General features: G+C 39.7%; 10 protein-coding genes and 3 tRNA genes. All 13 read right to left on the bottom strand.

Annotated elements, in window-relative coordinates; all coding sequences use genetic code 11:
• Positions 1 to 210: 210 nt before the first annotated feature.
• Positions 211 to 286 (bottom strand) — tRNA-Lys (locus tag HMPREF1865_RS09020).
• Between the two features lie 4 nt (positions 287 to 290).
• Positions 291 to 365 (bottom strand) — tRNA-Gln (locus HMPREF1865_RS09015).
• Between the two features lie 24 nt (positions 366 to 389).
• Positions 390 to 465, bottom strand: a tRNA-His gene (locus HMPREF1865_RS09010).
• Between the two features lie 218 nt (positions 466 to 683).
• Complete coding sequence (gene speE, locus HMPREF1865_RS09005) at positions 684 to 1,523, bottom strand: polyamine aminopropyltransferase (protein ID WP_004695340.1); 840 nt, start codon at positions 1,521 to 1,523, stop codon at positions 684 to 686.
• Positions 1,524 to 1,606: 83 nt separating this feature from the next.
• Positions 1,607 to 2,236, bottom strand: a complete 630-nt coding sequence (locus tag HMPREF1865_RS09000) for a hypothetical protein (RefSeq protein ID WP_004695338.1) — start codon at positions 2,234 to 2,236, stop codon at positions 1,607 to 1,609.
• A gap of 4 nt (positions 2,237 to 2,240) precedes the next feature.
• Positions 2,241 to 2,675 (bottom strand): peptidylprolyl isomerase, encoded by a 435-nt coding sequence (locus HMPREF1865_RS08995; RefSeq protein ID WP_004695336.1) that lies wholly within the window; start codon positions 2,673 to 2,675, stop codon positions 2,241 to 2,243.
• Positions 2,672 to 3,379, bottom strand: coding sequence for a tRNA threonylcarbamoyladenosine dehydratase (locus tag HMPREF1865_RS08990; RefSeq protein WP_060919884.1), 708 nt, complete (start codon positions 3,377 to 3,379; stop codon positions 2,672 to 2,674). Before HMPREF1865_RS08990 ends, HMPREF1865_RS08995 begins: the two co-directional genes overlap by 4 nt.
• Entirely contained in the window at positions 3,379 to 3,753 is a 375-nt protein-coding gene (locus tag HMPREF1865_RS08985) for a VOC family protein (RefSeq protein WP_004696890.1), read from the bottom strand. The genes HMPREF1865_RS08990 and HMPREF1865_RS08985 overlap by 1 nt, the downstream gene beginning before the upstream one ends.
• 92 nt (positions 3,754 to 3,845) lie before the next feature.
• Positions 3,846 to 6,929: an AAA family ATPase gene (locus HMPREF1865_RS08980; RefSeq protein ID WP_060919883.1), complete on the bottom strand. Its 3,084-nt coding sequence runs from the start codon at positions 6,927 to 6,929 to the stop codon at positions 3,846 to 3,848.
• Positions 6,930 to 8,162: an exonuclease SbcCD subunit D gene (locus HMPREF1865_RS08975; RefSeq protein ID WP_060919882.1), complete on the bottom strand. Its 1,233-nt coding sequence runs from the start codon at positions 8,160 to 8,162 to the stop codon at positions 6,930 to 6,932.
• 216 nt (positions 8,163 to 8,378) lie between these two features.
• Positions 8,379 to 9,215: a deoxyribonuclease IV gene (locus HMPREF1865_RS08970; protein WP_021148455.1), complete on the bottom strand. Its 837-nt coding sequence runs from the start codon at positions 9,213 to 9,215 to the stop codon at positions 8,379 to 8,381.
• A 193-nt stretch (positions 9,216 to 9,408) separates the two neighbouring features.
• Positions 9,409 to 9,828 (bottom strand): Fur family transcriptional regulator, encoded by a 420-nt coding sequence (locus HMPREF1865_RS08965; protein ID WP_004695325.1) that lies wholly within the window; start codon positions 9,826 to 9,828, stop codon positions 9,409 to 9,411.
• A 170-nt stretch (positions 9,829 to 9,998) separates the two neighbouring features.
• A complete protein-coding gene (locus HMPREF1865_RS08960) occupies positions 9,999 to 11,546 on the bottom strand; it encodes a degradosome RNA helicase CshA (RefSeq protein WP_008715062.1) in 1,548 nt (515 codons plus the stop codon).
• Positions 11,547 to 12,137 lie beyond the last annotated feature (591 nt).

The following is a 12,137-nucleotide window of genomic DNA, read 5'->3' as shown; positions in this document are numbered from 1 at the left end:
TACCTATCATTGTTCAGTTTTCAAAGATCTGTTACGTTAGTTCTGCGCCCTAACGACTTGTATAGTATATCAATCTAACCTTAAATCGTCAACCTCTTTTCCAAAGATTTTTTCAACCGATTTTTGATTAAATTTATACTCACAATCATAACCAAAATCTCTAAAAATAGAGATAGAAAACTCACAAACCGAAGTTTGTGAGTTTTAATTTGGTGACTCACCCGCGACTCGAACGCGGGACACCCTGATTAAAAGTCAGGTGCTCTGCCAACTGAGCTAGTGAGTCATGTTGGCAGGGGTGGCTGGGATCGAACCAGCGCATAACGGAGTCAAAGTCCGTTGCCTTACCACTTGGCGACACCCCTACAGTGATTACGATGTGTAGGTTATGGGGTGAGTAGTGGGGATCGAACCCACGCGTAACGGAGCCACAATCCGCCGTGTTAACCGCTTCACCATACCCACCACCTTGTAGGTATCGAAGACATTGTCTTCGTAACAAAGAGAATTATATCTTTTCTAGAGATTTGTGTCAACACCTTTTTCTCAATTTCATTAATTTTTACAACCGAAACTTTTGATTGTGTTATCTCTAATATAAGCCCTTTAATCCTCATATAAATAAGGAAGCACTATCGGAAACTTTCATTTCACAAATGGTGCTCCCCCATTATACATATTATTTACTTAGTTGGCAAATAATTTTTTACAAAATTTGGCAATGCAAATGCAGCTTTTTGAATATCCGCATTATAATACTTAGTTTCAAAGTTTTGTTCACGGTTTGGAGTCCATGTTAGAGGATCAAATGTTTTGGAACCCAATGTAAAACAATGCATTCCTGCAGGATAGATTGGAATAAAAGCTGTATATAAGCGAGCAATTGGGAAATGGCTATTAACGTAACCAAAAACTTTTTCCACTAATGGTTGATGTAACATCGGAGATTCTGTTTGTTGTACAAACAAGCCATCAGCTTTCAAAGCTTTTAATGTATTCTTATAGAATTCTTCTGTAAATAAGCCTTCACCAGGACCGATTGGATCGGAACAATCCACGATAATTACATCATAGTAATCTTCTGCTTCTGCCATGAAACCAATACCATCACCAATTTTTACAGTCAATTTAGGGTGGTTTTCAATCATAGCTTTAGCAATAGTTGGTAGATATTGTTTTGCCAACTCTACAACCTTACCATCGATTTCAACCATTGTTACTTCTTTTACACAATCATGACGTACACATTCTCTAGCTACGCCACCATCACCACCACCGATAATCAAAACGCGCTCAGGATTAGGATGTAAGAACAAAGGGATATGGCTCATCATTTCATGATAGATAAACTCTTCACGCTCAGATGTTTGGAACACGCCATCTAAAGCGAGCATCATACCATACTCTTTTGATTTAAAAACCTCAATTTTCTGGAACTCAGATTCCCCAGAGTAAAGCACTTCTTCCGCTTCAGCGCTTAGACGTAAGTGAGGTGTTTGTTCCTCAGTAATCCATTGACTCATGTAGTACCTCCTACTATTTATACTACAATACGCATCGCAAATCACTGCGATGCGTATGTATATTACTTTAATTGCTCTATTACTTACTCTTTGCGACTAATGTAACAGAATCCACCACCTAAAATAGTGTCTTTCATCCAATTCGCCAAAGAGAAATCACGAATTTCACCTTCATCAAAGATGCCACAGCGGATATCATCGCCGTCCATAAACATCTTGTGAATCGGAACCCAATGCCAGGTATAGAGAGCCTTCTCTTTTCCTTTATGACGATTTAAAAATGCTACAGGCACATCCTGTGCCAATGCATCATGTATAAACTGAGCTGCAGCCTCCACCTCTACGCGTGATGCACAGAACGGAGATACATTCAACATATGTACATCATAAGATAGGCTTTTATCCTCGAGTAAGCGAGTAAGACCACGTTCCATCCATTGAGTTTTATAAACACCACCACCAAAACGTGGCTTTACATATTTCCAAACTAAGTTCATCCGTTCTAAAGCAAGCGTTTGGTCGGATGTGGTTTCTAGATCTAATAAGCCATCCCTAAATAGCGAATAGCCCAATACTTGTGATGCCGATGTAGGCCCACAACCAGACAAGCGTTGCCACTCATCAGTGAACCACTCTTGGTCATACCCATATGATGTTTTACCATTTACATCGATATATAGCCATTCTGGATGTTTAATAGATACTTCATTCATGAGATTAACCTTCGATTACTTCTACAGTTTCCATGATAGCACCTTGTTGGATACCATCAACTACATCCATACCTTCAATGACTTTACCAAATACAGTATGTACACCATCTAAATGAGGTTGTGGCTCATATACAATAAAGAACTGACTACCACCAGTATTAGGGCCACGGTGAGCCATAGATAAAGCACCGCGCTCATGTTTATGCGGATTGCCAACTAATTCATCTTTAATTGTATAGCCAGGACCACCTGTACCGTTGCCATTAGGACAACCACCTTGTGCTACGAAACCAGGAATTACACGGTGAAAACGAAGGCCATTGTAGAAGCCTTTGTTAATCAAGTCGATAAAGTTTTGTACTGTGCCAGGCGCTTCTTTTTCAAATAATTCAATTACGATATCGCCGCCGTCAGCCATATGGATTTTCGCTTTTTTCATTGTTCAGGTACCTCCAAAATTGTACGCAACACATGTGCTGCTAATATAAAACCTGCCACTGGTGGCACAAAACTACATGTCCCAGGACTTGTGGCATCACCACGGAACTGTGGTTTTGTCGGTTTTTCAGTAGAAAATAAAACTAATTGTTTTTTTATACCCCGTTTTTTGAGTTCCCGACGCATAACGCGTGCCAAAGGACATGTATGAGACTTATTGATATCTGCAATCATAAGTTTTTCTGGGTAAAAGCGATTACCTCCGCCCATACAAGAAATAACAGGGATGCTTTCACGTTGACAAACCTCAATGATATTAAGTTTCGCCGTTACCATATCGATGGCGTCAATAACATAATCAACGTTCAAGCTTTGAATAAATCCAGGATAGATTTCCTCAGTATACATAATATCATGGGTTTCTATCACCACATCAGGATTAATGGAAAGAGCTCGCGCCTTTGCCACCTCTACCTTACGTGCCCCAATCGTATCATGAGTCGTAATCATTTGGCGGTTCAAATTGCTAGGCGCTACGGAGTCACCATCAATAATGACGATGCGCCCCACACCAGCTCGCACTAACGCCTCAAGGGCACCACCACCTACGCCACCGACACCAAAGAGTGCAATAGACGTGTCCTTTAATGTTTGGATTTTATTGGGACCAACCAACCACTCTAAACGAGTTAACATATATTCCATTAATATTTCCCCGTCGGAATGATTTCGGTCCAATATCCATCTGGATCCGCTATGAAATAAATGCCCATATCAGCATTTTCATAAGCAACAACGCCCATTTCTTTATGCTTTTTAAGAGCCGCTTCATAGTCATCTACATAGAATGCTAAGTGGAATTCATTATCCCCTAAATTATAAGGGCGATCCCAGTCACGCAACCATGTAAGTTCTAATTCATGTGCTGTATAAGGACTTTTTAAATACACGAGAGTGAAAGCACCGCTTGGGTCTTCCAAACGACGAGACTCCTCGAGCAATAACGCCTCTTTATAGAATGCTAGACTTTTATCAAGGTCTTTAACATTTATATTATTATGAGCAAACGAAAACTTCATAGAACCCCCTTCGTAAATACAGGATGTTTTTGTAGGAATTCTCCTCTTTTTATAGTAACACATTTGGCAAATCTATATCTAGTTAATGATATCTAGTTAATAACAAATTTTGCCGTACTACCATCGTCACCGCGAATAACTTCTAAATGAGCAGGTATGCGCGATTTTAACTCAGGTACATGGGAAATCATACCGATAAGGCGCCCAGAAGATTGCAATTGTACCAATGTTTCCATGGCGAGTTCCAATGTATCTGGGTCAAGCGTGCCAAAGCCTTCATCGATGAACATCGTATCCATATGGATACCACCAGCATAGCTTTGAATAACATCCGCTAATCCCAAGGCAAGCGCCATAGAGGCCAAGAATGTTTCGCCACCCGACAAGGTATTTGCCGGTCTAGATTGCCCCGTGAAAGCATCCATAACTGCCAAATCAAGGCCTTGCTTGCCACGACCACCACCTGTATAGTCAGATCTTTCCAAGGAATATCTGTTGCGACTCATCTTCTGAAGTCGTAAATTGGCTGCATATACGACCTCATCTAAGATAGCCCCCAATACATAACGCTCAAAGGTAACATTTTTAAAGCCTTGCTCCCCACCATTAGCGAGATCATTTAATCGGCTTAAGAACTTCACCTTTTCCCGAGCCTCGCCCATAGCAGTTTCAAGTGTTTCTAATGAGGTGAGCGTAGTTTCGATATGCTTTGTTTCTTTATCCCATGCCGCAAGATTACCTACTAGTGTATCTCGATGCGCTACTGCTGTAGCATAGATTTCATCGGAAACAGTCTCACTTGGCTTAACCACAGTTTCTGCTACCTTTAACGCTGCATCATATACAGCTTGTGCTTTATTAAAGGCTTCATCCAAAGCATGCAGCTGTGTTCTATAGGTCTCTATCTCTTTAATATCACGTAAAGCCTCTACAAAATCATCCTCTCCTAAAGAAATGGCTTGTAATGACTTTGTATAGTTCTCATACATCAAATTAAGATTTTTTGTTTCTTCTTTTACTTGAGAGGACAAAGTTTCTAAGCGTCCGCGTTTGGCATTCAACTGTTCTCGAGCAGCATCTAAATTAGTTTTACCAACTTTCACCTGCTCATCGTAAACCGTAATCTCACTATCTAACGACTCTAGCTGTTTTTGCCACGCAGCTATATCCGTGGTTGGTAAAGTTTTAGATAGAGCATCAATGTTAGCCTGTACTGAGCTAATCCGAATCTCTAGATCGTGTAGATTTTTAAGTAATTCATTATGGGCAAGCTCTAAAGTTGCTAACTTATCTCTAGCTACTTTTAACTTATGCTCCTTGTCAGCTATAGTGTTACTCAACAATTCAGACTCACCATGTAAAGCTGTAAGTCGCTCCATTTTAGTCAACAAATCTTGTTGAACAGATGTAAAGTTTTTCTTAGAAAAACCATCCATAGATGACTTAAGTTTGGAACATTGTTCTACTTCTAACTTAGCTAACTCCTTAAGACGAGCATCTAATGTTTTCTGTTGTCCCACTTCGCTAGCTTGCTTTTGCAGTGCCACGTCACGGGTTTTGCGAGCCTCTTCAATTTCATCCTTAGTCGGATACATCTCCGGCTTAGCAGCTAACCGTGGATGATCTGTAGAGCCACAAACCGGACAAGGCTCATTATCTACAACTAAATGAACTAGCTCAAAGGCACGTCCTTCTTGCATTAGATGCTCTAATCGTTCAAGATGTACCTTTGCAACCTGCAAGGTTTCATCTAAAGACGCTAACATTTGACCTTTATCGTCGATTTCTTTTTGTACCTTATTAATTTCTTCTAGCAATTCAGAATATCTATGTAAATCATTTAGTTGCCCTTGAATAACATTAGCATCCTCTAAGAATTTGTTATTATCTCGTAACTGTTTACGCAAACTTTCTAAGTCGTTTTCTAAAGTTTTCACAAGCTCCCGTTGTTTAGCTAAGGCATCTTCGCTTTTTTTACTATCTAATTCTTCTAAACGACTCTGTAATGTGGACAATTCCTTTTTCAATACATCTAACTCATTAAACTTCTCTGCTTGTTGTTGAAATTGAGCCAAAGCAGTTCTTTTATCTTGTATACTTTCAGCTCGACCTTCTAAGTCACTGTATAAGTCTAAACATTTAGCCTCATGTTGAGTTGCTAGTTCTACATGTTCTTTCGCATCTGAAAGGGCCTGTTCTAAAGTTTTTAATATAGCTTGTTTCTCAATATATTGTTTATATAATTCATGAGTTGGTGCCAAAGAGTTAAGGAACTGAACCTTTTCGCTTAGATTTACACGCTCAGTTTCCCTTACTTTCACCATGTCAAGTTTCGAAGTAGCCTCAGCAAGAGATTGTTGAGCCTGATTATATAAAGACCATTGATTTCGGAGCACATTAAACTGTTCTACCACGGTTACTGCCTCATCTCGTTCTACAGCGAGAGCATCTCGATGTGGGCCCCGATTTACTAGTAACTCACGCACATGCTCAATGGTTACCATTGGAGTCGCTCCATCATGAGGGATAGACTGCATAAATGCAGTTTGCTTAGTTAGATTTTCTTCAATACCTGCCTTTGCTTCATCATAAGCAGCCTTCAGTGCTTCTTGTAATTTTCGATATAGCTCCGTTCTAAAAAGTGTATGTAGTAATTCCTCACGTTCACTCGTAGAGGCCACTAGCAACTTTCGGAATTCCCCTTGAGGTAATAGCACAACTTGTAAGAACTGATCCTTACGAAATCCTATAATTTGCTGAATAGTATCGCGAATGGCGACAGCAGAGGTAGCAATGACCTTCCACTCACCATCTTTCTTCTCATATACAGTAGCGCTAGCATTCTGCTCACGCATCCCTGTACCACGTTTCTTTGCTACCATCTGTTTCGGTAATCGTTCAACACGATATTGTGCATTGCCAATAGCAAAGGAGAAATCGACACGAGTCATACGATGAGGTTCTGCAAAGTCACTGCGAATAGCATCTGTTTTGCGTACTTCTCCACTCGGCTCACCATACAAGGCATACACTATGGCATCTAAGATTGATGTTTTCCCTGCCCCCGTAGGACCAGCAATGAGAAACATGGAATGGTCTTGAAGCTCATTAAAATCTAAAGTGACCGAATCACGATACGGACCAAAGGCTTCTATAGTTAATGATATAGGCTTCATTTAGTCCTCCTTAAGAATTCGGTCCCATACAGAGTTGATATATTGCTGTTCTTTCTCTGTTAAAGGTTCCTTCCACACAGTTTCTGCAAACTGATTAAATAGATCCCGTTCATTTAATTCTTTGAAAATTGCCTCACCCATATCTGCTATAGGCTCTGCCATGCGACCAACTAGATCAATGGTCATACAACGATGATATACTTGGCGCAGTTTAGCCATTCCATCCATAATCGGCATCGTATCAAGTAAACGGGCTTGCACATAATCATCCCTATGTTTAGCCTGTAATGCTTTATCATTTAACAGGTCTTCAAAATATCCTTCCAAAATGACTACGTCTCGCTTCGCCTCTACAGGAATCGTGTTAATATCTACGTTCCCCTTTGTATCCATATCAATGATGGTAAAAGACTTCTTCTGCATATGTTCATCAAAGGAATATTTTAATGGGGATCCACTATAGCGAATATGATCAGCTCCCATTCGCTGAGGCCCATGCAAATGTCCCAAGGCAGTATAGTGAAAATTTTTAAAGACTTGAGGATTTACCTGTTCACTACCACCTACAGACAAGGTACGCTCTGAGCCCCCTACTTCACCGCCCATAACAAAGGCATGGCTAATAGCGATACTGCGCATCCCCTTAGGCACTTGTTTATATAAGTAGTCGCTCCAAGCTTGATACATTTGGTCATAATTATGCAGGTTCAAAGCGCTTTCGCAATTTTGTTCATAACAGGGGGTTATGATGTCAGCAATTTCAGTATCGGTAGTTTCTGTATTAGTAGACTCTACATCAGCAAATAAAGCCTCTCCTATGCGCCGGGGTTCACTAAAAGGCATAGGACAAATTGCCACCTTGCCATCTGTCCCTTCAAATTCAAAAGGCATCAACGCGTGATGAGGAGAGCCCCAAATATGGATACCCGATTGGCCCAACATAGAGCGCCCCATTTCAAGACGTTCCGCCCCATCGTGATTACCGCTCACCACAAAGAGAGGCACCTTGCAGTCCATAGCGAGACGAGTGATGATGGAGTCCCACAATTCGATAGCTTCAATGGGTGGCACCGCTCTATCAAAAATATCCCCTGCGAGCAATATACCATCGATGTTTTCATCTTTCAAAATATTAAAAAACTGATGTTCCAACACATGAGCTTGGTCCTCTGTTAAGTACTGGCCATAAAAAATACGCCCTAAATGCCAATCAGCAGTATGTAAAAAACGCATTTTGTCCCCCTTTCCAGCTCTCCCTATACCTTACACAATGTATGTATTCAAAGGCCAAAACAAGCTATTAGTCCCATAAGTTTATGGAAATTCAATAATTTTATATAACTTTAATAGCCTTAACAGTTTTAATAACTTTATGTATTTGCAATAACTAGTATAGTATCAGGTATTCTACATATTTATTATATAACTAAATTAACTTCTGTATTTTAATTATTTATTCTCTACGATAGAGCGTAGCATAGAAATTTCCTTTGCGTACCCGTCCAATTCATTTGGTGTTTCCAAATAGAATGGCAAGTTCGTCAATTTAGGATGTGTTACAACGCGAGCAATAGCATCGATACCAATATGTCCTTCCCCAATTTTTTCATGACGATCTTTATGAGCACCCATAGGATTTTTAGAGTCATTCAAATGAATGGCTTTCAAACGATCAAGACCTACAATTCGATCGAACTCGTCAATAACGCCATCGAGATTATGTACGATATCATAACCCCCTTCGTGAATATGGCAAGTATCAACACACACACCCATGTACTCTTTTAGTTTTACGCCATCGATGATGCGTGCAATTTCTTCAAAACGAGAGCCAATTTCTGTACCCTTACCAGCCATTACTTCCAAGAGGACTGTTGTCTTCATACCTGGGAATAAGATTTCATTCAAGCACTCTACAATGTACTCAATACCTTGATCTACGCCTTGCTTCACATGGCTACCAGGGTGAAAGTTATACATTTGACCTGGTAAATATTCCATACGCTCTAAATCTTCCATCATAGATTGCTTCGCAAAAGCGCGTAAATCCTCTTTGGCGGCACATGGGTTATAAGTATACGGTGCATGGGCCAACAAGGTACCAAAGTTGTGTTCTTTCATATATATACTAAGGTTATTCATATCCTCAACATCGAGAGCTCGCATGCTACCACCGCGAGGGTTGCGCGTAAAGTATTGGAACGTATTGCCCCCAATTTTAGTCGCTTCCTTGCCCATATGTAAATAACCTTTGCTAATTGATAAGTGACTGCCTATTACAAACATAATACTCCTCTATATATGACTATACGATTTCTACAATTTTATAATTATAAAACGCCTAACTCTAATATCTATTGTATTATGCTTATAGCTATTTTTGTTACTATAGCTATTCTATAACACTAATAGATAAAGATATATGATAACTAATATAACCCCTGCCGTGAAGGAGCCCTTCAACAACAGGGGTTATCTATTAATGACTTTCTTTTTTTGCACACTCAGGGCAAACACCTTCGAAGGTAATATGTTGACCTGTGATTTGATATTCACTACCTTGATCAGCAATCGTTTTGATAGCTTTCAAATCAATGCCCATCATGTCCTCTACCTTATTACAACGAATGCAACGGATATGGGAATGAGCTTGTGTGTCCCAATCGTAATGAGCGCGCTCATCACCAACTTCTAGAATTTTAACAAGACCGATTTTTTCAAAAATCTCCATCGTCTTATACACTGTAGCCAAGCTCATGCTTGGATGTTCTGGGCGCAACGTATGATACAACATCTCTGCTGTTGGATGATCATGATGACCACGCAAAGCATCATAAATCGCAATACGTTGTGGAGTTACTTTAAACCCCTGGCTACGCAAAATTTGTGCGATATCCATAATAATCTACCTTTCTCCACTTGGAAATCTATAAGGCATAGGCCATTATCGACCGTTTACAAGAAATAATTATTATTTATTATACCAAAATTCTCAATACTTATCAAGATAAATAGTATTAACTATTAAGTAATAAAAAATGTGGATTGCCAGAAGCAACCCACATCCTATTAGTCTTTAAAGTAAGGTTTAAAACCTTCACTTTGATGGCGAGTTTTTTTCTCGCCACGCGGACGATCAAATTTACGATCATCTCTGCGGCGGTCACCTTTACGGTCATTGCGACGATCACTTCTACGATCATCGCGACTGCGACGTGGGCGGTCATCTCGACGACGATCACCATCACGACGGCGACGATCACTTCGACCACTTTCACGACGACGGCGTACGCGCAATGGTTTTTCTTCTGTAATATTTACAGGAGTAGTATCTGGTTCTTTTGTTAACAATTTAAGAGCTGCCGCCAAAAGTGTTACGGAATCTGTATCATTCAACAATTCCTCAGCACTAGATTTGAAAGGCGCCAATGCTTCTAAATTATCTGTCATTTCAACGAGGCTTTCAATTGCCAAACGTTGTTGACCTTCAAGAACTTCACCTAAGGAAGGTGCACGACGACGTGCAATTTTACGTTTTGTTAAACGCTCAATAGCATGTAAATGCTCCATTTCACGAGGGATAACGAACGTGAAAGCTTGACCTGCTTTACCGGCACGACCTGTACGACCTACGCGGTGTGTGTAGCTTTCAGGATCTTGAGGCATATCATAATTATATACATGAGATACGCCAGAAATATCAAGACCACGAGCTGCCACATCTGTAGCCACGAGAATATCAATGGTACCTTCGCGGAATTGGCGAATTACGCTGTCCCGTTTTTGTTGAGACAAATCGCCATGGATGCCTTCCGCCATGTAACCACGTTTCTTAAGACCTTCTGTCACTTCATCAACACGACGTTTCGTACGCGTGAAGATAATAGCAAGTTCAGGTGTTTGGATATCAAACAAACGACAAAGAACATCGAATTTTTGACGGTCTTGCACTTCGATATAGTATTGTTCGATCAAGTCCATCGTAACTTGAGTCGGTTTCATGCGAATCAATGTTGGCTCTGTCAAATATGTTTCAGCTAATTGTTGGATAGCTTTAGGCATAGTTGCAGAGAACAACAATGTTTGATGGTCTTCTGGGATAGCACCCAAGATTTTATTGATATCATCAACAAAGCCCATATTTAACATTTCGTCGGCTTCATCCAATACCACAACTTTCACATGGTCAAATTTAATAGAACCACGGTCCATATGATCCATCAATCGGCCAGGAGTGGCAACGATGATTTGAGGATTCTTTTTCAAGGCACGGAACTGACGATTAATATCTTGCCCACCGTAGATTGGCAGTGCTGTGATATTCGTGTACTGAGCCATTTTGTTAAGCTCTTCAGCTACTTGAATAGCTAATTCTCGTGTAGGGGATAAAATAACTACTTGAACGTGACGCTCATTCCCGTCTACGCGTTCCAATACAGGCAAGCCAAATGCTGCTGTCTTACCAGTACCTGTTTGAGCTTGACCGATCATGTCCTTACCGCTCATGGCAACTGGGATAGCTTCCTGTTGAATTGGCGTAGGCTCTTCAAAGCCCATATCGTTTAACGCTCTTAGAACAGGTTCGCTAATCATTAATTGTTCAAATTTTTCTAACATCTAAATGTGTTTCCTCCTATCGCGCACGAACTATGCGCATTTAAATAGTATATCATATTTCGAGGGTGAGCGCTATAAAAGTAATTCTGAATCTAAGCTAAATAGGTTTTCTTTTCCCCTTTAAATGTTCAATCAACACAATTCCACCTGATACACATAACAAAACAAGATATGACAAATGAATAGGCGTATACAAGCATTCAACAAGAATAACCCATAGAATTAATAGTAATTTAGAAATCCATTTCGTTCTTATTCTATCAGCTATCATAAATATAGATAAATTGATAATTATTTTAATGATTATCGTAGCAATAATAACTAATGTCGTAAATTCTTCTCTATAATCTGTCAGTTCATATAAGGGATATAATAAATAACTTAATAAAACGCTAAGTATTATTAAAAACCAAATATTGAGCCCCTTTAAAAGTTTAGATTTACTATAGTAAAATACGCCAACCAAAAGAAAAAGCAAAACACTAAGTAATATTCCTATAATTAATAGATAATCTAATTGAATCATGAATTATACTGTCCTTTAATCATTTTTTTATTTCTTGAATTGCAATAAGTAATGCGACAAAATTA

Origin of the sequence: Veillonella parvula, from assembly GCF_001553335.1 — a bacterium.
GTDB lineage: Bacteria > Bacillota > Negativicutes > Veillonellales > Veillonellaceae > Veillonella > Veillonella parvula_S.
Note: the sequence above shows the minus strand (reverse complement) of the source record. Positions and strands in the feature narration are given on the sequence as shown.